This window comes from Mesorhizobium sp. B2-3-11 (genome assembly GCF_006442215.1).
Classification (GTDB): domain Bacteria; phylum Pseudomonadota; class Alphaproteobacteria; order Rhizobiales; family Rhizobiaceae; genus Mesorhizobium; species Mesorhizobium salmacidum.
In genome coordinates, this window is sequence record NZ_VFVS01000024.1 from 14924 (window position 1) to 34153 (window position 19230).

Below are 19230 nucleotides of genomic sequence, written 5' to 3' on the forward strand. Positions count from 1 at the left end.
GCGGTCTTCCCTTCTCCCACAAGGGGGAAGGAAGAGGCGCCTACCTTTGCGCCAGCCGCGCGCTTTCCACGGCGATCCCCAGCAGCGCCTGCCTGGCCAGCGCCACCGACAGGTCCGGCCGGCGCCGCGTCTGCAGCACGGCTGATTGCAGGCGGGTCAGCGCGCGGCCGAGCGCTTCGCTGTTCCAGCGCTCCAGCGCTCTCTCCACCAGCTTGCGGCGCGCGAAAAAGACCGGCGGCCGCGCGGCGGCAACGACGGAAGCGGCGTTGCGGCCGCCGGAGTCCATCTGGCCGCGCATGACCTGTATCTGCTGTATCTGCCGCATCGCCGAGGACAGCACCAGGAAGGGCTGGCCGCCGCCCTGGCAGTGGCGCGTGAAGGCGGTGTCGAAGTCGCCGATCTTGCCTTCGAGCAGCGCGTCGACGGCATCGTCATAGGAGGCACCGGACACGTCGCCCGACATGGCTCTCACCTCTTCCAGCCCGATTTCCTTCTGGCCGTGGGCGTAAAGGACGAGTTTTTCGATCTCGCCACGCGAGGCCAGCCGGTCGCCGCCGAGATTGCGGCGCAGCGCCTGTCTGGCCTCCAGCGTCATCGACATGCCGGCCTTGCGCAGCTCGTCGTCGACGACCGTGTCGATGTCGCGGGCCTCATCGGCGTAGCAGGGCAAGGCCATGGCGTTGTCGGCGCCCTCGACCACCGCGCGCAGCCCGACCCCTTTCTTCAAGTCGCCGGCCTCGATCAGGATGATGGCGTCCCGCACCGGCTCCGCCGTCAGCGCCTTGACGTCGTCGGCCAGCGCCTTCTGGCCGCTGGCGTTGCGCACCCAGAGCAGCCGCCGGTCGGAAAACATCGGCACGGTGCGGGCTTCGTCGAGCAGCCGGCCCTCGTCGCGGTCGACCTCCGAACCCTCGAGCCTGACCACGCAGAACGGATCGTCCAGCGGCAGACCGGTCTTTCCGGCAAACGCCTTCGCCCGCTCCGAGACAAGGCCGCGATCGGGGCCATAAAGCAGGACGATCGAGATGCGCGGATCAGGCCGCGCGAGCCAGGAATCGACCTCGAAAGCTTTCTTCTGTGCCATGGAGGGTGGTTAGCATGATGCGTGCGCGGGGTGAACGGCGATCGGCACCGAGCACTCTTTTCCTTCTTCCCCTGCGGGAGAAGGTGTCGCCGAAGGCGACGGAAGGGGTGTTCCAGCGGGGTGAGACGCTGGTTTTGATGCAGCCGATTGGCACGCGCCAAGCTGGAGCACCCCTCATCCGGCCTCGCTTCGCGAGGCCATCGCCCTGGGCGAGTCACGGGCCGCGCCCGCCCTTCGGGCCCCACAAGGGGAGAAGGAAAAGCGGCCACGCTCTGCACCCAATCACCTTATCTGGCGACAAACACGGCGCAACCATGCGCCAAATTGCGTGCCGCTGCTCAACATCGACAAGAAATTTCGCGGACATATCTTCATCTTGAGCGCGGGAGGCTGGGATCGGCCGGCGCGGCCGGAACCGATGCGCGGATGACTTGCCTGGCGAATTCGCGCTGGTCTGGACGCGCGGATGTGCAAATATCCGCACCCAGGCGACATTGGAGGAGTTTTGGTCATGGCCGATGCTGGGATGTTGCGTTTTCACGTTCCGGAGCCGGAAGTGCGGCCGGGCGGCACGCCTGATTTCTCCAACGTGACCATCGCCCAGGCCGGCTCGGTGCCGCGTCCCGATATCGATGTCGATCCGCGCACCATCCGCGACATGGCGTTTTCGATCATCCGCGTGCTGAACCGCAATGGCGAAGCCGTCGGGCCATGGGCCGGGCTGCTTTCCAGCGAGGAATTGCTGGAGGGCCTGCGCAACATGATGACGCTGCGGACCTTCGATGCGCGCATGCAGATGGCGCAGAGGCAAGGCAAGACCTCTTTCTACATGCAGCATCTGGGCGAAGAAGCGGTGAGCTGCGCCTTTCGCAAGGCGCTTGCCCCGGGCGACATGAACTTCCCGACCTATCGGCAGGCCGGCCTGCTGATCGCCGACGGCTATCCGATGGTCACGATGATGAACCAGATCTATTCCAACGAGGCCGATCCGCTGAAAGGCCGGCAGCTGCCGATCATGTATTCGTCGAAAGAGCACGGCTTCTTCTCCATCTCCGGCAATCTGGCGACGCAGTATATCCAGGCGGTCGGCTGGGCGATGGCCTCGGCGATCTCGAACGATTCGCGCATCGCCGCCGGCTGGATCGGCGACGGCTCGACAGCCGAATCCGATTTCCATTCGGCGCTGGTGTTCGCTTCCACCTACAAGGCTCCGGTCGTGCTCAACGTCGTCAACAACCAGTGGGCGATCTCGACTTTTCAGGGCATTGCGCGCGGCGGCTCGGGCACTTTTGCAGCACGCGGCCTCGGCTTCGGCATTCCGTCGCTGCGCGTCGACGGCAACGACTATCTGGCGGTCCATGCGGTGGCCAAGTGGGCAGCCGAGCGGGCCCGCAACAATCTCGGGCCGACGCTGGTCGAATATGTCACCTACCGCGCCGGCGCCCATTCGAGTTCGGACGATCCCTCCGCCTACCGGCCAAAGACCGAGTCCGATGCCTGGCCGCTCGGCGATCCGGTCGTGCGGCTGAAGAACCATCTGATCAAGCTCGGCGTCTGGTCGGACGAGCGGCACGCACAGGCCGAGGCGGAAATCCTCGACACGGTGATCGCGGCGCAGAAGGAGGCGGAAAGCCACGGCACGCTGCATGCCGGCGGCAAGCCGTCGACGCGAGACATGTTCGAGGGCCTCTATGCCGAGATGCCGCCGCATCTCAGACGCCAGCGCCAGCAGGCGGGAGTCTGAGCCATGCCAAGGCGGACCATGATAGAGGCCATCCGGGACGCCATGGACGTTTCGATGGAGCGCGACAGCAAAGTCGTCGTGTTCGGCGAGGATGTCGGTTTCTTCGGCGGCGTTTTTCGTGTCACCCACGGCCTGCAGGCCAAATACGGCAAGAGCCGCTGCTTCGACGCGCCAATCAGCGAATCCGGCATTGTCGGCTCGGCCATCGGGATGGCCGCCTATGGCCTGAAGCCGTGCGTCGAGATTCAGTTTGCCGACTACATGTATCCGGCCTACGACCAGTTGACGCAGGAAGCCGCAAGGCTGCGCTACCGGTCGAACGGTGATTTCACCTGCCCAATCGTGGTGCGCATGCCGACCGGCGGCGGCATCTTCGGCGGCCAGACGCACAGCCAGAGCCCGGAGGCGCTGTTCACCCATGTGTCCGGGCTGAAGACGGTGGTGCCATCCAACCCGCATGACGCCAAGGGGCTTTTGATCGCGGCGATCGAGGATCCCGACCCGGTGATCTTCTTGGAGCCGAAGCGGCTCTATAACGGCCCGTTCGACGGCCATCACGACCGGCCGGTAACGCCGTGGTCGAAGCACGAGCTCGGCGAGGTCGCCGACGGCCATTATACCGTGCCGCTCGGCAAGGCGGCGATCCGCAGGGCGGGTTCCGCCGTCACGGTGCTCGCCTATGGCACCATGGTCTATGTCGCCCAGGCCGCGGCCGAGGAGACCGGCATCGATGCCGAGATCATCGACCTCAGGACGCTGCTGCCGCTCGACCTCGATACGATCGTGGCCTCGGTCAAGAAGACCGGACGTTGCGTGGTCGTACACGAGGCGACGCTGACGTCAGGCTTCGGCGCCGAACTGTCGGCGCTGGTACAGGAAAACTGCTTCTACCATCTGGAAGCGCCGGTGGTCCGCGTCGCCGGCTGGGACACGCCCTATCCGCACGCGCAGGAGTGGGACTATTTCCCCGGCCCGGCCCGTGTCGGCCGTGCGCTCATCGAAACATTGGAAGCTTAGAGAGGCCTGAAATGGGCGAACACATCATCAAGCTGCCCGATGTCGGCGAGGGCGTCGCCGAGGCCGAGCTCGTCGAATGGCATGTGAAGATCGGCGACATCGTGCGCGAGGATACGTTGCTGGCCGCCGTGATGACCGACAAGGCGACGGTCGAAATCCCGTCGCCCGTCGATGGCGAGATCCTGTGGCTGGGCGCCGAGATCGGCGACACGGTGGCGATCGGTTCGCCCATCGTGCGGCTGAAAGTGGCGGGCGAGGGCAATGTGAAGGCTGCCGGGCAAGGGACGGCACCGGCCGCCGAAGCCGAAGCGCTCGCCAAGCCGGCGAGCCCAAAGCCCGAAGCCGCACCGGCCCCCAAGGCAAAGCCCGTCGAGGCACCGGCGAAACCCGCGCCATCGCCGGCTGCCGCCAAGACCATGGCACAGGCCTCGGCCGGCGCACCGCGCCCGGAAGGCGAAAAGCCGCTGGCCTCGCCAGCCGTCCGCTTGCGCGCCAAGGAGGCCGGCATAGATCTCAGGCAAGTCGCAGGCAGCGGCCCGGCCGGCCGCATCGGCCATGAAGACATCGAGACCTTCCTGGCGCGCGGGCCGCAAGTGGCCAAGGCATCGGGCCTCGCCCGCAACGATGCCATCGAGGACATCAAACTGGTTGGCCTGCGGCGCAAGATCGCCGAGAAGATGACGCTGTCCAAATCGCGCATCCCTCACATCACCTATGTCGAGGAGATCGACGTGACGGCGCTCGAGGAATTGCGCGCCGCGCTCAACAAGGAAAAGCGCGCCGCCAAGGGAGGCAAGGAGAGGCCGAAGCTGACCTTGCTGCCGTTCCTGATGCGGGCGATGGTCAAGGCGATCGCGGACCAGCCCCAAATCAATTCGCTGTTCGAGGACGAGGCCGGCATCATCCACCAGCACGGCGGCATCCATATCGGCATCGCCGCGCAGACGCCGTCTGGGCTGGTGGTGCCTGTCGTCAAGCATGCCGAGGCGCGCGACATCTGGGAGTGCGGCGCCGAGGTCGCCAGGCTGGCCGAGGCGGCCAAGTCGGGCACGGCGACGCGTGACGAGCTGTCGGGCTCGACCATCACCATCACCTCGCTTGGCGCCATGGGCGGCGTCGCCACCACACCGGTCATCAACCACCCGGAAGTCGCGATCATCGGCGTCAACAAGATGATGGTGCGGCCGCTGTGGGACGGCACGCAGTTCATCCCGCGCAAGATGATGAACCTGTCGTCGAGCTTCGACCACCGCGTCATCGACGGCTGGGATGCCGCGGTGTTCGTCCAGCGGATCAAGGCGCTGCTGGAGACACCTGCGCTGATTTTCGTGGATTGAGAGGATGAGAACGGACGCTGCCCCTTTGCCTTCGTCATCCTCGGGCTTGACCCGAGGATCCATGCCGCGACCTCAGCCTGAGAGCGTTGCGGAGCAGGTTTCTGAACCGTTGCAACGCCTTCCCGTCAAGGCATGGATCCTGGGGTCTGCGCGCGTCGCTACGCTCCTTGCTCCGCCCCAGGATGACGACGGCAGGGGCGTCTCGGCCATTCTTCAAGGTTGGCGGTCTGCAGGTGCAATGCCGGAACGAACCAGGGTCCCATCATGAAAGAAATCTCCTGCAAGCTGCTGGTCATCGGCGCCGGGCCCGGGGGGTATGTCTGCGCCATTCGTGCCGGGCAGCTCGGCGTCGATACGGTCATCGTCGAGGCGGGCAAGCCCGGCGGCACCTGCCTCAATGTCGGCTGCATCCCCTCAAAAGCACTGATTCATGCGGCGGAGGAATTCGAGAGGGTGTCTGACATGGCCGGCGGCAAGAGCCCGCTCGGCATTTCGGTCACGGCGCCGGTACTCGATCTGGCCAGGACCATCGCCTGGAAGGACGGGATCGTCAGCCGGCTCAACAGTGGCGTCGCCGGCCTGCTCAAGAAGGCCGGGGTAAAGACCGTGCACGGCTGGGCGAGGTTTCGCGACGGCAAGACCGTCGAAGTCGAGACCGAGACGGGAAGCCAGGTGATCCGCGCGGAAACGATCGTGATCGCGACGGGCTCGGCGCCGGTCGAACTCCTGCCCTTCGGCGGACCGGTGATTTCATCCACTGAAGCCCTGGCGTTAAGCGAGGTGCCGAAGAGGCTTGCGGTCGTCGGTGGCGGCTATATCGGCCTGGAGCTCGGCATGGCCTTCGCCAAGATGGGCGCCAAGGTGACCGTGGTCGAGGCCCTGCCGCGCGTGCTGGCGCAATATGATGCCGACCTGACCCGGCCGGTGGTCAAGCGGCTCGCCGCACTTGGCGTCGAAGTGATGGCAGGCGCCAAGGCCAAGGGACTGTCGACAAAAGGCGATGCGCTGCTGGTCGAGACATCCGACGGCAAGAGCGGCAAGGTCGCGGCGGACAAGATCCTGGTGACGGTCGGCCGCAAGCCGGTGACCGAGGGCTGGGGGCTCGAGCAGATCGATCTCGACAGGGCCGGAAAATTCATCAGGATCGATGACCAGTGCCGCACCTCTATGCGCGGCGTCTTCGCCATCGGCGACGTCACCGGCGAGCCGATGCTGGCGCACCGGGCGATGGCGCAAGGCGAGATGGTCGCCGAAATCGTCGCCGGCCATAAGCGCAGCTGGGACAAGCGCTCGATCCCCGCCGTCTGCTTCACCGATCCCGAGCTGGTGACGGCGGGTCTGTCGCCTGAAGAGGCCAAGGCCCGGGCCGAGATCAAGATCGGCCTGTTCCCCTTCGACGCCAATGGCCGCGCCATGACTAAGCTCGGCGAGGATGGCTTCGTCCGCGTCGTGGCGCGCGCGGACAATCACCTGGTGCTCGGCATCCAGGCGGTCGGTCAGGGCGTGTCGGAGCTGTCGGCGGCGTTTGGGCTGGCGCTGGAGATGGGGGCAAGGCTGGAGGACATCGCCGGCACGATCCATTCGCATCCGACGCAAGGCGAAGGGTTCCAGGAAGCCGCGCTAAAGGCGCTCGGGCACGCGCTGCATATTTGAGGTGTCGCGCCGGCGTATCCGAAAAGCTTACCCCGCCAGCCGGCTTACCATCTCATGTTGGGCATAGGCGCGGCCGAAGCGGTTGGCGAGGAAGGCTTCGAGCGCGATTTCCTCCTGCTTGACGAAGCCGGTCGCCGGCAAGCTGCCATCGGCCAGCATGTCGAGCACGGCGCAGATGCCGGAGGCGGTGGTGATCTGGATGGCGCTGCGCACGGTCTGGCCGACGCGCCTGGAATAGATCTTGTTGGCGTAGGTCTCCTGCAGCAGGCGGCCGTTCTTGCGGCCGGAAACGGTGACGAAGACGATGACCACGTCCTGCAGCGTCGCCGGCAGGGCGCTTTCGAAAATGTCCTTCAGCACGTCGCGGCGGTGGCGCAGGCCAAGGTCGTTGAGCAGCGCCTTCATGATCGCGGCATGACCGGGATAGCGGATGGTGCGGTAGTTCAGCGTGCGCACCTTGCCCTTCAGCGTCTCGGCCAAGGTGCCGAGCCCACCCGAGGTGTTGAACGCCTCATAGGTGACGCCGTCGAGCGAGAACTCCTCGCGCTCTTCCAGCGGCGGCACTTCGACCAGCTCGCCCTCGACGATCGCCTCGCAGGGCTCGCAATATTCGTTGATGACGCCGTCGGTGCTCCAGGTCAGATTGTAGTTCAGCGCGTTGGACGGGTATTGCGGCAGCGCGCCGACGCGCATGCGCACGCTTTCCAGCGTGTCGAAGCGGCTGGCGAGATCGTTGGCGACGATCGAGATGAAGCCCGGCGCCAGTCCGCATTGCGGGATGAAGGCGCTCTTGGCGGAACGTGCCAGCTCCTTGACGCGCCTGGTCGAGACGACATCCTCGGTGAGATCGAGATAATGCACGCCGGCGCTGGCCGCCGCCTCGGCGATGCGCGTGGTGAGATGGAAGGGGGCGGCGCTCAGCACCGCGAACTTGCCGACGAGTGCGGCTTCGAGCGCACCGACCGCCGCGATGTCGAGTTCGAGTGTCTCGACGCCGTCGGGCACTTCGGCGGCAGTGAGTTGCGCGACCGAGCGGTCGACGAGGGTGACGTGGTAGTCACCCGTTGCGGCGAGCATTTCGGCGATGGTCGAGCCGATCTTGCCGGCCCCGACGATAACGATGTTGTTCATGGTCAAATACCCCTGCCATTTGCGTTCGCCGGAATCATCGCAGCTTGCCTGTCGAAAGGAAGCGTGAGATCCTGCAAACCGCACCCTATCTTTAATTAATTTGCCGAAGAGTTTCGTCGAAATGCTCAGTGATGCCGAACAGGCCCTGCTTTCCCTGCTGCGCGCCAACGCGCGCGCCTCGACGGCCGAACTGGCGCGGCAGCTCGGCGTTTCGCGCACCACGGTGCAAAGCCGGATCGAGCGGCTGGAACAGCGCGGCATCATCACGGGCTATGGCGTCAGGCTGGCGCCGGACTATGAGCAGGGGCTGGTCAGGGCGCATGTGCTGCTCACCGTCACGCCCAAGCTGGCCGATAGGGTGGTGCGCAGCCTGCAGGCATTGCCGTTCGTGCGGACGCTGCATTCGGTCAGCGGCAATTTCGATATGATCGTCATCGTCGACGCACCGTCGATCCGCGACCTCGATACGCTGCTCGACCAGATCGGCGCCATGGACGGGGTGGAGCGGACCGCGTCGTCGATCATCCTGTCGACGCGGATCGACAGGTGAAGATCGATACAGCCGATCTCCCCCTTTGCGGGGGAGATGGCCGGCAGGCCAGAGGGGGGTGTGAAGGATCGCCAGCCTGGGCCGGTGTATCGACGTGACCACAGATCGACAGGCCAGCGGGACAGCACCCCCCTCTGCCTTGCCAGGCATCTCCCCCGCAAGGGGGGAGGCCGTTACACCGGGTTTCGCCAACTTCCGAAGTTAATCCGTCGCCAAGGGAAAACTCACCACCACGGCCAGCCCAGGCCGGCAGTCCTCGAGCGTGATGGTCGCGCCGTGCAGGTCGGCGATGGCCCGGACGAGGCTGAGGCCGAGACCGCTGCCCGGCGTCGACCGGCTGTGGTCCAGCCGGTAGAGCCGCTGAAACACTTTTTCGCACTCGCCGGCGGGAATGCCGGGGCCGTTGTCGGCGACGCTGGCAAGGACGCGGTCACCCTGGCGCGTCACCGACAGTTTGATCGAGGTGCCGGGCGGGCAATGACGCAGCGTGTTCTCCACCAGATTGGCGACCATCTGCGTCAACAGTTCGCGATCGCCGTGGATCCGGCCCGTCGTCTCCTCCAGCCGCGGCGGCAACAGCGACTTGCCGTCGTCCTCGGCCACGTCGGTGTAGACCTCGGCGATGGTCCGCAGGATCTCGCCGGGATCGACATCGGTGAAGCGCGCCCTGCGCGCACCGGCCTCGATCTGCGCGATCCGCAGCAACGCGTCGAAGGTCTCGTTGATCTGATGGCCTTCCGTGCGGGCGTCGGCCAGATCGTCGGAGACGTCCTGGTGCCGCGCGGCCTTGTCGGCGGCGCTCTCCAAAATCATCTGCAGGCGGTTGAGCGGCGTCTTCAGATCATGCGCGATGTCGGCGCTGACCTGCTTCATGCCCTCGACCAGTGCCGACAGGCGATCGAGCGCCGCGTTGACCTGGCTGGAGACGATGTCGATATCGTCGCCCTTGCCGGTCAGCGGGATGCGGGTGTCGAGCCTGCCATGCGAAACGTCGACCATCGTGGCGGCAATGCCGTCGAGACGGCGCTGGACGCGCGCGGCGAGCAGGGCGCCGCCGGCGACGGCCAGGCCGGTGATGATCAGCGTCGCCCAGCCGAAGCTCATCAGCATGATCGTTTCCAGTTCCTCGGTCTCGGAGAGGCTGAAGGCGATGGTCAGCGTGTTGGCGCCGACCGGACCGGAATAGGCGCGATATTCGGTGTCCGGCGGCAGGCCCGGCATTTCGGCGCCGAACATCGAGAAACCATCGGGAAGCCCCGCCGCGGTGAAGTTGCCCGCAATTCGGTTGCCGGCCGCGTCGGTCAGCGAAAAGAGCTGCTCCTTCCCAGGGCTGCGCGCGGAGTGGTTTTCGACGGTCTCCACCAACTCCCTGAGATCATTGTCGGCATAGGTCGCGGCGATGACGGAATAGGTTTCCTTGATGGTGTCGTCGAGCTGCTCGGCAAGGTCGGCGCTCATCATCTGGTAGACGATGGCGCCCGCCAGCACAAAGGCCAGCATGAACAGGAAGGCGAACGTCAGGGCAAGCCGGAACGGCGTGCTGCGCAGCAGGCGGGTCCACGTTGCCGTCATGAGAAAGTCGCGGTCATCGGGATGGCGCGATCACTGGGAGAGCGGCGCGTGCAGGCTGTAGCCGGTGTTGCGGATGGTGTGGATGAGCTGGGTACCGAACGGCTTGTCGACCTTGGTCCGCAACCGGCTGATATGGGTTTCGACAACGCTGGTCTTGGGATCGAAATGAAAATCCCAGACGCGTTCCAGCAGCATGGTGCGGGTGATGACGCGGCCCTCGCCGCGCATCAGCACCTCGAGCAGGCTGAACTCCCTCGGCTGCAGGTCGATCGGCTGGCCCTGCCTGACGACGCGCCGCATGATGAGGTCCATTTCGAGGTCGGCGACCCGCAGGACCGTCTTCTGTTCCTGCGCGGCCGGCCGCCGGCCGAGCGCGTTGATGCGGGCAAGCAGCTCGGAAAAGGCGAAGGGCTTGACCAGATAGTCGTCGCCGCCGGCCTCGAGCCCCTCGACGCGGTCGTCTATGCCGCCGACGGAGGTAAGAAAGATCGCCGGCGTGCGGACGCCGGCGGCGCGGACAGCCTTGACCATCGACAAGCCGTCGAGGCCTGGAATCATCCGGTCGGCGACGATCACGTCGTAGCCGCCGCTGGTCGCGGCGAAAAGCCCGTCATGGCCGTTGCGCAGGAGGTCGCAGACATGGCCTGCCTCGGTCAGGCCGCGCACGATATAGTCCGCCGTCCTGTGATCGTCCTCGACGAGAAGTAGCCGCATCGCTGTTTCCTGGCTGCCGATATCGGGGATAGGCTATCACCGGCACAGGCCCCTTCCTAGGATGGTCGCAAGGCCGGCTGCCGCCGCAGGGCCCGGCGGCGGCTCAGTCCGATTCCAGCAGGATCTCGTCGGCATCGCCGGCGGTTTGCCTCAATGTCATGGAGAGGACCAGGGCGATGATGCAGCCGAGGAAGATCAGGCTGGTGAAAATGGTGCCGAAACCCAAACCGCCATGTTCGGCCGGCCGCGACAGCCAATCGCCGAAGGAGGCACCCAGCGGACGCGTCAATATATAGGCGAGCCAAAAGGCCAGAACGGCGTTCAGGTGGACGAGATAATAGGCGAGCGCGATGAGCGCGATGACGCCGCCGAACAGCAGCCCCGTGGTCAGATAACCCATGTCGAAGGTTTCGGCGACAAGATCGCCGGCGGCGGTGCCCAGCGAGAAGGTGAAGAGGATCGCCAGCCAGTAGAAGATCTCGCGCCTGGTCGTGAAGATGGTGTGGATCGAAAGCGTACGCTCGCTCGCGTACCAGACCGCGAACGTCGCCGCGAGCACAACCGAAAAGGCAATCGTCGTGGTCTGCAGGCGTACGCCGAAATTGTCGACGAGGTTATCGGTGATCAACGTGCCGACGACGCTGATCAGCACCACCGCCAGCCAGTAGGCCCAGGGCACGTAGCGTTTCCGCGTGAACTGCAGGACGAGGGCGACGATCAGGACGCCGGTCATGATCAGCGAGGTGGCGGTCAGCCCAAGGCCGAGGTTGACGGCGAGATAATCCGCCGCCGTCTCGCCCATGGTCACCGCCATCAGCTTGACCAGCCAGAAGTCGAGGGTGACGTCGGGAACCCGGTTGTGGCTTGGTGCGGCGGGGTGTGTGTTGGGCGCGAGCATGGCAAGTGTCCCGATGTCGATGTTGCGGCGGCGATCCGGCATCCGGACAATAGGCAAGCGACTTCACTCCAGCCTGTCTGGCGGCATACAAATTCGTAAGGATGGCTTTGCCTGGCGCAAAAGGTCTTTACGAATGCCGCGTGGTGCGCTGTTAGAGGATGAATGCCTTGCATCCGCCATCAATGGCGTGCCCCAGTGGCCGGGCTCGTATAGAGCGCCCCAGGAAAACACCAATGACCTACGCCTCCCTCAAGCCGGTTTCGAAGGCTTTCGTCCAGCGCAAGCGGCTGATTTTCATCCGCGTCGCGGCGGCGCTGGCGGTGCTGCTGCTGTTCCTGACCAAACCGGCGCTCAGCGAAGGCTCGAACGGCCACGAAACACTCGAATTCTTCGGCTTCTGCCTGGTGCTCGCCTGCGTCGCCGGCCGGCTGTGGAGCATCCTCTATGTCGGCGGCAAGAAGAATGAAGAGCTGGTTTCGGCGGGTCCATTCTCGATGAGCCAGAACCCGCTCTATTTCTTCTCGACGGTCGGCGCGGTCGGCATCGGCCTGCTCTATGGCTCGCTGGTGGCCGCCGCCGCACTTGGCGTTGCCAGCTTCCTGATCTTCCGCGTCACGGCGCGCAAGGAAGCCGAATATCTCCTGGGCAAGTTCGGCCCGGCCTATTCAGCCTATATCAAGGCGACGCCCCGGTTCTGGCCGAACCCGCTGCTCTACCGCGACAGTGACGAGCTGCAGTTCTCGACGCGGGCGCTGAAGCGCACTTTTTTCGACGGGCTCTATTTCCTCGCCATCTTCCCGATCATCGAACTCGTCGAGTATCTCCGGGAAAGCGGACTGCTGCCGGCTATCATCACGCTGTACTGATTGCCGTGCGGGCGCACGGCAATCAGCCGGCGCCTCGGCTAGCCGCCCAGTGGATACGGCATGTAGCCGACGAAGCCGGCTATCTTCCAGTTCGCCCCGACCTTCCGGCAGAAATACAGCGTCTGCCATTTCAGCCGGTCGACGCTGCCATCCGCCTTGGCGACGCTGCCGTCGAACTTCTTGTGCAGCACGGCGCGGTCGCCGTCGACATCGATGTCGCGCAGATTGGTGACGCGAAACAGCGCCTCGCGCAGCGGCTCGGCGAATTTGGTCGCCGCCGTTTCCTTGGCCTGGCGCAGCCACTCGTCGCGATAGATCTCCAGCCGCGGGAATTGCAGCCGCCAGGCATCGGCGTTGCTGAGGAAATGCGCGTGCATGCCGAAGAAGCTTTCGGCGACGAAGTCGTTCTCGACCATGGACCAGTCCTGACCGATGAAGGCGTCGATGTCGCGCCGCACCAGCATCTCCCACAGCGCGTGGCGGTCGGCGTCGCCGGAAGGAAACGGGTTCTTGTCGAAGGTCATCGTCGGGGTCTCCGGTCTCGCAAGGGCGTCTGTCCGTCGTGGCGTCGAGCCCGTCCGGCAGCGCACGATGCAAGCGCTTCTGTAATAAAGCAACATGGATTTCGAAGGATGTTGCTTTCCAACAAGGGCCCTATCGGGATCACCCCGATCGCGGTAAATCTCGTCCCGGAGCGGGCGCCGCCTCGGTGCCTTGCCATGTCACCGGAGGAGGCCATCCCTTGCCCAAGCAGAATTTTGGAACGTCCCACGTGCCGCTGTCGCCCGCCGTGCGGGCCGGCGATTTCGTCTTTGTCTCGGGCCAGGTTCCGGTCGGCGGCGACGGCATCGTGGTCAAGGGCGGCATCACGGAGCAGACCGAGCAGGTGCTCGCCAATGTGAAGGCCGCATTGGCGCTCGCCGGCTGCACCCTGGACGACGTGGTCAAGACCACCGTCTGGCTCGAGGACGCGCGCGACTTCGGCGGCTTCAACGCGGTCTATGCCAGGCACTTCCCGAAGAACCCGCCGGCGCGCACCACGGTCGAATCGCGGCTGATGATCGACATCAAGATCGAAGTCGAGGCCGTCGCGTACAGGCCGGTCTGAAAGGCAAAGTAACAAGGCGGAGGCATCTCCATGCAATTCGACCTCCTGCTGAAGGGTGGACGGCTGATCGATCCGGCGTCCGGCATCGACGCGCCACGCGATGTCGCCATCGCCAACCGCCGTGTCGCCGCTGTCGATGCCGACATCCCCGTGACCAGCGCCGCGCAGGTGGTCGACGCGTCCGGCTGCATCGTCGCGCCCGGTCTGGTCGACCTGCACAGCCACGTCTATTGGGGCGGCACCTCGCTCGGCGTCGATGCCGACAGGCTCGCCGCCAAGGGCGGAACCACCACCTTCATCGATGCCGGCAGCGCGGGTGCGGGCAATTTCCTCGGCTTCCGCCGCCATGTCATGGAGCGCTCCAAGGTGCGCATCCTGGCCTATGTCAACATTTCCTTTGCCGGCATTTTCGGCTTCTCGCAGACTGTGTCGGTCGGCGAATGCAGCGATCTCCGGCTTTGCGAACCGCGCGAGGTGGTGGCGGCGGTGCGCGAGCACGCCGACGTCGTCGTCGGCGTCAAAGTGCGCTCCGGCAAGCATGCCGGCGGCACCAGCGGCATCGCGCCGGTCGATCTGGCGCTGGAAGCCGCCGACAAGGCCGGGCTGCCGCTGATGGCGCATATAGACGAGCCGCCGCCCGGCCGCTCCGAAGTGCTGCCGCGCCTGCGCCGGGGCGACATCCTCACCCATTGCTTTCGGCCGTTCCCCAATGCGCCGGTGTTCGCCTCCGGCATGGTGCGGCCCGACATGTGGCTGGCGCGCGAGCGCGGGGTCATCTTCGATCTAGGTCACGGCATGGGCTCGTTCGATTTCGACGTCGCCCGCGCCATGCTCGCAGAAGGTCTGGCGCCCGACGTCATCTCGAGCGATGTGCATCTCTACTGCGTCGACGGGCCGGCCTTCGACATATTGGTGTGCATGTCGAAGCTGATGGCGCTCGGCATGCCGCTGGTCGAGGTTTTGCGCGCCGCGACGCAAGCGCCGGCGCGGGCGATCGCGCGGCCCGATCTCGGCACGCTGGCGGTCGGCACGGCGGGTGATGTCGCCGTGCTGCGGCAGCGTCCGGGCCGCTTCACCTTCGTCGACGCGGTCGGCGTCTCGCTGGTCGCCGACCAGCGGCTGATGTCGGAAGGCATCGTCATTGGCGGCACCTGGTGGCCGAACGAAGCGGCGAATGACCTTGGCGAGACCGAGCGTTTCGAAGCGCATGCCGCGCATACCCACGTCGAGGTGGCGACCCGGCATTTCGGGCATGGGCATGAGTGAGGCTGTGCGGTCTTCCCTTCTCCCCCTGTGGAAGAAGGAAGAAGCTAGAGGCCCGGCGCCCCGTACACCGGCGTCTCGATCCCCTCCATCCGCGCCTTGATCTGCAGCGCCACGTATTTCGAATAGAACCGCGACAGGGCCAGATTGCCGCCGTGGAACCATAATGCTTCCTGCGCCGTCGGTTTCCACATGTTGCGCAATTCGCCTTGCCAGGGGCCGGGGTCGCCCTTGACACCGGAGCCGAGGCCCCAGCACGGGCCGACCTTGTCGGCGACCTCGCGCGAGACGAGAGCCGCCACGTTCTCGTTCATCGACTGGTAGCCGGTGCAGGCGATGATGGCATCGGCCTCGATCTCGCTGCCGTCCTCGAACAGGATGCCTTTGGCTGCCAGCGATTTTACCGCGACGCCGCTGCGGATGCCGATCTTGCCGTCGATGATCAGGTCGGACGCGCCGACATCGATGTAATAGCCCGAGCCGGTGCGGTAGGCCTTCATCAAAAGGCCGGTCTCGTCGTCGCCGAAATCCAGCGCGAAGCCGGACGCGGCGAGACGCTCGTAGAATGCGGCGTCGCGCGCGCGGATGACGTCGTAGAGCGCGCGCTGGCCCTTGGGCACCAGCGCGAACGGCGTCGAGGCGACGATCATGTCGGCCTTTTCCGTGGTGATGCCGCGCGCCAGCGCATCCTCGGAGAAGATTTCGAAGCCGACCTGCATCAGCGTGTCCGACTTCACCACGGTGGTCGGCGAACGCTGGATCATGGTAACGTCGGCGCCGCTTTCCCAGAGGTCGACGCAGACATCGTGCCCGGAACTGGCCGCGCCGATGACGGCGACCTTTTTGCCGCGGAATTTCTCGCCGCTCGAATACTGGCTGGAATGCAGCAGCTCGCCCTCGAACTGGTCCGCGCCCGGCAGCTCGATCTTGCGCGGCGGACCATAGGCGCCGGTGGCGAAGACGATGTGCTTGGGCTTCAGCGTGAGGCGCTGGCCGGCGCGGTCGACCACCACGGTCCATTCTTTCTCCGCCTCGTCGTAACTGGCGCTGAGGCACCTGGTGGCGCCCCAGTAATTCAGCTCCATGACGCGCGTGTACATTTCCAGCCAGTCGCCCATTTTGTCCTTGGGCGTGAAGACGGGCCAATTGTCGGGGAACGGAATGTAGGGCAGATGATCGTACCAGACCGGATCGTGCAGCACGAGCGTGCGGTAGCGGTTGCGCCAGGAATCGCCTGGCCGATCGTTCTTCTCGATGACGATGGTGGGCACGCCGAGCTGACGCAGCCGTGCGCCGAGCATGATGCCGCCCTGGCCGCCGCCGATGACCAGGCAATAGGGTTGCTCGGAGGCGCCAAGCTCGCGCGTCTCGCGCGCCCGCGCCTCCGACCAGGTCTCGCGTTCCGGGTCCGCCTTGTGGCGCACGCCGAGCGGCCGCGTCGCGCCCTTGCGCTCCTCGAACCCTTTCAGGTCGGTCATCGCCGTGAACAGCGTGCGGCAGCGGCCATCGCGCAGGCGCATGATGCCTTGTCCCGTGGCCACCGCCGTTTCGAAGGTGAACCAGGCCTCGATCGTGCCTTCATCCGAGGTCGCCTCGCCGGTGATCTGCCACGAGGCCGGCCTGGTCGTCGCCAGCGTCGACTTCAGCATATCGGCGATGGCGTCGCGGCCTTCCATGGTGGTGATGTTCCAGGTGAAGGTCAGCAGGTCGCGCCAGTAGCAATCGTCGACGAACAGGTTGGCCGCCGCTGACACGTCGCTGGATTGAAGCGCATGCGCCAGGGATTCGAGCCATGCGGCCGCCTGTTTGGATGGTGACATTTCGAGCATTTCTTCCCTCTTGTATAAGTCCAATCCGTGTATTGGCACGGTACCTGTCGAAGTCGGCGCTGCCCCTCTTCCGCCTGCCGGCACCTTCTCCCGGTATAGTGACGGGGAGAGCGACTAGTCTCCCAACGGCTCCATTTCCTTCCCCGTACGGTGGATCTGGGCGTTGTATTTGATGCGGCGGACCGTCTCGTGGGCCGAGCCGTCGAGCTTGTAGGCCGAGGCTACCGCCAAGACGTCGATCATTGTCAGGAAGGCGAAGCGCGAGGCGGTCGGCTTCAACGTGTCGGCATATTCGGGCACGGCAATCGGATGTCTGGCAGCTCCGGTCATGAAGTCGATCTTCCCTAGCCCGCTTTCGACCCGATTTCTTATCATGTCTGTACGCTGTCGTTCCATGCACCCGGCACCGTTGCAGCCGATGCGTGCCCAGGCATCACCGCCGAGTTCCGCCGTAGAGTGCTGCCTCGCAATGGGCAACGCAAGCGCGCCAACCCCTGCCTCCCTATCCAATCACCTCTAGCCGCCTCGGCAGCCGGTTCATCACTACCGGTCCATCCGGCGTGATCAGGAACTGGTCCTCGAGATTGAAGCTGGCGAGGCCGTCGATGTAGAGCGGGATCTCGAAGGCCAGCACCATGCCGGCCTCGATCGCGATATCGCTGTCGGCGGCGATGAACGGCCATTGTTCGGAAAAGACCGACTGGCCGACGCCGTGGCCGAAATGGCCGCGACGGTAGGAGCGCAGGCCTTGCCGCGCCAGGCTTTCGGTGGCGACGCGGTGGACATGGGCGAGCGTGTTTCCGGGGACAAGCTCGGCCAGGCCATCCTCGAAGGCGCGCTCGGCAATGGCGTGCAGCTCCGCTTGATCCGCCGGGGGCGGGCCGAAGGTGAAGTTGCGCGACATATCGGAGGCGTAGCCGCCGACCGTGCAGACCATGTCGCATTTCAGCGGATCGCCAGCCACGGCCCTGGCGTCGGCGCCTTTGGCCCGGGCACCGAGCGTTATATATTCGGCCGTGATGACCGGATGAGACAAGCCGGCCGCCGCAGTGGCGACGCCTTGCCGGTAGAGCGCGACGAGGTCGCCCTGGCGCATGCCGGCCATGGCGTCGACCTGCAGCCGCTCCAGCCCGGCTTCGGACAAGATGATGCCTTGCCGCAGGAGGTCGATCTCGCGCTGCGACTTGACGGCGCGCAGCCGGTCCAGCACGGACGACCCGTCGACAACAGGGCAATCCGGCAGCAGCGCCTGGATGGCCGCAAAATCGGCGGCGGGAATGAAGTCGAGGTCGAGGCCGAGCGTGGCGCGCTCCAGCCCGAAATCGATGAGCATGGCTTGCAGCTGGCGCACCGAGCCGGCGAGATCGAAGGTGGCGGGACGCGAAAAATCCGGCGCGCGACCGAGCGAGGCCAGACCGGCCTCGATGCGCTCCGCCAGCCCGGCAGGTCTTGTCCCGACCGGCGCGGACTCGATCCAGATCGGGTGCGAACGCACAACCATCTCGGGCGCGGCGGTCCGCAACTGCGCGGGGTTGAAGTCCGCGACCACGACGCCGATCGGCAGGTCCTGTCTGGCCGGGATGACGACGAAGCCCGCGCCGGCGCGCCGGAACAGGCCGGCCGGGCCGATCGACGCGCCGGTCGCATAGTGGAAGGCCTCGGGCGCGCAGAGCACCAGCGCCGCCATGCCGGCGCGTTGCATCAAATGCGTGGCGCGCTGGCGGTCGACAAAACCCGTCATGAAACGTCTCCATATGCCTCAATCGGCAACGGAGCACTGCGGGTGCGGACAATCAAGCTGGTTGCTCGATGATATTGATCCCTGCGCACGGCCTGTTTTCGCCGCGCGAGAGCAAAGTGACGCTGGAAGGCGGCGAAGTGCTCAACCTCACCGATTTCCAGGTGATCGACGAGGCGGCCTTCAACACATTGAGCGACGAGGCCTTCTCGACCTCAGGAAGTCAGATGCGCTCGGCCTGCTCTATTGCCACCTCGCCTCGACCAACAGCTGGACCTCGCTGGCGCACAGTGCGCAAGGGGGAGCGGGCGAAGAGCGCCTGAAGGCAAGAAGCGTATCGAATCGCGGTCTTGGATGAAGTGTTCGACTTGGCCGAGTTTGACGACATCCGGGTTGGAACATTTCAGGCGCTGTCCGGTTGCTTCCTCAGGAATCCAGAGGAATACGGCCATGGTGATCAGCCAAGAAGAACGTGTCGCGCATATCAGGAAGCGGGCCCACGAACTTTGGGAACGGGAAGGCCTGATGCCCGACCGTGAAAAGGCCTGCTGGGACAAGGCGGTCGAGGAGTTCGAGTCCGGTAAACTGACCGCCGGACGAAAGCAGGCTGGCGCGGATGCCGCCGGCGACACGTCGGGTGCCAAACACTGACACGCGGCTGCCTGGCGGGAGGCGAGCTTCCTGCGATTCCATGTTATTCCCGGGGGATTGTCGGGCTGGGTTTGG

19 protein-coding genes are annotated in these 19230 nt (G+C 65.3%); 10 read left to right on the forward strand and 9 right to left on the reverse strand.

The window, feature by feature from the left end:
• Nucleotides 1-40 precede the first annotated feature (40 nt).
• Nucleotides 41-1084 carry a DNA polymerase III subunit delta gene (gene holA, locus FJ960_RS25950; RefSeq protein ID WP_140717822.1) on the reverse strand — a complete coding sequence of 348 codons (1044 nt, stop codon included), beginning with the start codon at nucleotides 1082-1084 and terminating at the stop codon, nucleotides 41-43.
• A 511-nt stretch (nucleotides 1085-1595) separates the two neighbouring features.
• On the opposite strand from holA, the gene FJ960_RS25955 reads away from it, so the two are divergent.
• The 4 genes from FJ960_RS25955 to lpdA all read left to right on the forward strand — a co-directional run bounded on the left by FJ960_RS25955 (nucleotide 1596) and on the right by lpdA (nucleotide 6835).
• Nucleotides 1596-2828 (forward strand): 3-methyl-2-oxobutanoate dehydrogenase (2-methylpropanoyl-transferring) subunit alpha, encoded by a 1233-nt coding sequence (locus FJ960_RS25955; RefSeq protein ID WP_140717824.1) that lies wholly within the window; start codon nucleotides 1596-1598, stop codon nucleotides 2826-2828.
• A 3-nt stretch (nucleotides 2829-2831) separates the two neighbouring features.
• Nucleotides 2832-3845, forward strand: a complete 1014-nt coding sequence (locus FJ960_RS25960) for an alpha-ketoacid dehydrogenase subunit beta (RefSeq protein WP_140717826.1) — start codon at nucleotides 2832-2834, stop codon at nucleotides 3843-3845.
• Nucleotides 3846-3856: 11 nt separating this feature from the next.
• Nucleotides 3857-5182, forward strand: coding sequence for a dihydrolipoamide acetyltransferase family protein (locus FJ960_RS25965; RefSeq protein WP_140717828.1), 1326 nt, complete (start codon nucleotides 3857-3859; stop codon nucleotides 5180-5182).
• A gap of 264 nt (nucleotides 5183-5446) precedes the next feature.
• Nucleotides 5447-6835 carry a dihydrolipoyl dehydrogenase gene (gene lpdA / locus FJ960_RS25970; RefSeq protein WP_140717830.1) on the forward strand — a complete coding sequence of 463 codons (1389 nt, stop codon included), beginning with the start codon at nucleotides 5447-5449 and terminating at the stop codon, nucleotides 6833-6835.
• A 27-nt stretch (nucleotides 6836-6862) separates the two neighbouring features.
• On the opposite strand, the gene FJ960_RS25975 is transcribed toward lpdA, so the two are convergent.
• Nucleotides 6863-7966: a saccharopine dehydrogenase family protein gene (locus tag FJ960_RS25975; RefSeq protein WP_140717832.1), complete on the reverse strand. Its 1104-nt coding sequence runs from the start codon at nucleotides 7964-7966 to the stop codon at nucleotides 6863-6865.
• A gap of 121 nt (nucleotides 7967-8087) precedes the next feature.
• Between FJ960_RS25975 and FJ960_RS25980 the strand changes: the two genes are divergently transcribed.
• Nucleotides 8088-8516 carry an Lrp/AsnC family transcriptional regulator gene (locus tag FJ960_RS25980; RefSeq protein ID WP_140717834.1) on the forward strand — a complete coding sequence of 143 codons (429 nt, stop codon included), beginning with the start codon at nucleotides 8088-8090 and terminating at the stop codon, nucleotides 8514-8516.
• Between the two features lie 201 nt (nucleotides 8517-8717).
• Here FJ960_RS25980 and FJ960_RS25985 read toward each other — a convergent pair whose 3' ends face one another.
• From FJ960_RS25985 to FJ960_RS25995, 3 genes are all read right to left on the reverse strand, one after another.
• Nucleotides 8718-10088, reverse strand: coding sequence for an ATP-binding protein (locus FJ960_RS25985; protein WP_140717836.1), 1371 nt, complete (start codon nucleotides 10086-10088; stop codon nucleotides 8718-8720).
• Nucleotides 10089-10118: 30 nt separating this feature from the next.
• Nucleotides 10119-10802, reverse strand: coding sequence for a winged helix-turn-helix domain-containing protein (locus FJ960_RS25990; protein ID WP_140510961.1), 684 nt, complete (start codon nucleotides 10800-10802; stop codon nucleotides 10119-10121).
• 103 nt (nucleotides 10803-10905) lie between these two features.
• Complete coding sequence (locus FJ960_RS25995) at nucleotides 10906-11700, reverse strand: hypothetical protein (RefSeq protein WP_140717930.1); 795 nt, start codon at nucleotides 11698-11700, stop codon at nucleotides 10906-10908.
• A gap of 233 nt (nucleotides 11701-11933) precedes the next feature.
• On the opposite strand from FJ960_RS25995, the gene FJ960_RS26000 reads away from it, so the two are divergent.
• Complete coding sequence (locus FJ960_RS26000; protein ID WP_140717838.1) at nucleotides 11934-12566, forward strand: isoprenylcysteine carboxylmethyltransferase family protein; 633 nt, start codon at nucleotides 11934-11936, stop codon at nucleotides 12564-12566.
• 38 nt (nucleotides 12567-12604) lie between these two features.
• On the opposite strand, the gene FJ960_RS26005 is transcribed toward FJ960_RS26000, so the two are convergent.
• Nucleotides 12605-13090 carry a hypothetical protein gene (locus FJ960_RS26005; protein ID WP_027145943.1) on the reverse strand — a complete coding sequence of 162 codons (486 nt, stop codon included), beginning with the start codon at nucleotides 13088-13090 and terminating at the stop codon, nucleotides 12605-12607.
• A gap of 218 nt (nucleotides 13091-13308) precedes the next feature.
• On the opposite strand from FJ960_RS26005, the gene FJ960_RS26010 reads away from it, so the two are divergent.
• Both FJ960_RS26010 and FJ960_RS26015 read left to right on the forward strand, forming a co-directional pair.
• Nucleotides 13309-13674 carry a RidA family protein gene (locus FJ960_RS26010; protein WP_140717840.1) on the forward strand — a complete coding sequence of 122 codons (366 nt, stop codon included), beginning with the start codon at nucleotides 13309-13311 and terminating at the stop codon, nucleotides 13672-13674.
• A 30-nt stretch (nucleotides 13675-13704) separates the two neighbouring features.
• Nucleotides 13705-14940: an amidohydrolase/deacetylase family metallohydrolase gene (locus FJ960_RS26015; RefSeq protein WP_140717842.1), complete on the forward strand. Its 1236-nt coding sequence runs from the start codon at nucleotides 13705-13707 to the stop codon at nucleotides 14938-14940.
• A gap of 44 nt (nucleotides 14941-14984) precedes the next feature.
• On the opposite strand, the gene FJ960_RS26020 is transcribed toward FJ960_RS26015, so the two are convergent.
• The 3 genes from FJ960_RS26020 to FJ960_RS26030 all read right to left on the reverse strand — a co-directional run bounded on the left by FJ960_RS26020 (nucleotide 14985) and on the right by FJ960_RS26030 (nucleotide 18507).
• Nucleotides 14985-16766, reverse strand: a complete 1782-nt coding sequence (locus FJ960_RS26020; protein ID WP_140717844.1) for an NAD(P)/FAD-dependent oxidoreductase — start codon at nucleotides 16764-16766, stop codon at nucleotides 14985-14987.
• 114 nt (nucleotides 16767-16880) lie between these two features.
• Nucleotides 16881-17096 carry a hypothetical protein gene (locus FJ960_RS26025; protein WP_246672958.1) on the reverse strand — a complete coding sequence of 72 codons (216 nt, stop codon included), beginning with the start codon at nucleotides 17094-17096 and terminating at the stop codon, nucleotides 16881-16883.
• Between the two features lie 172 nt (nucleotides 17097-17268).
• Nucleotides 17269-18507, reverse strand: a complete 1239-nt coding sequence (locus FJ960_RS26030) for a Xaa-Pro peptidase family protein (protein ID WP_140717846.1) — start codon at nucleotides 18505-18507, stop codon at nucleotides 17269-17271.
• Between the two features lie 68 nt (nucleotides 18508-18575).
• On the opposite strand from FJ960_RS26030, the gene FJ960_RS26035 reads away from it, so the two are divergent.
• Nucleotides 18576-18827 carry a SapC family protein gene (locus FJ960_RS26035; RefSeq protein WP_246672959.1) on the forward strand — a complete coding sequence of 84 codons (252 nt, stop codon included), beginning with the start codon at nucleotides 18576-18578 and terminating at the stop codon, nucleotides 18825-18827.
• A 127-nt stretch (nucleotides 18828-18954) separates the two neighbouring features.
• Complete coding sequence (locus tag FJ960_RS26040; protein WP_140751975.1) at nucleotides 18955-19155, forward strand: DUF2934 domain-containing protein; 201 nt, start codon at nucleotides 18955-18957, stop codon at nucleotides 19153-19155.
• Nucleotides 19156-19230 lie beyond the last annotated feature (75 nt).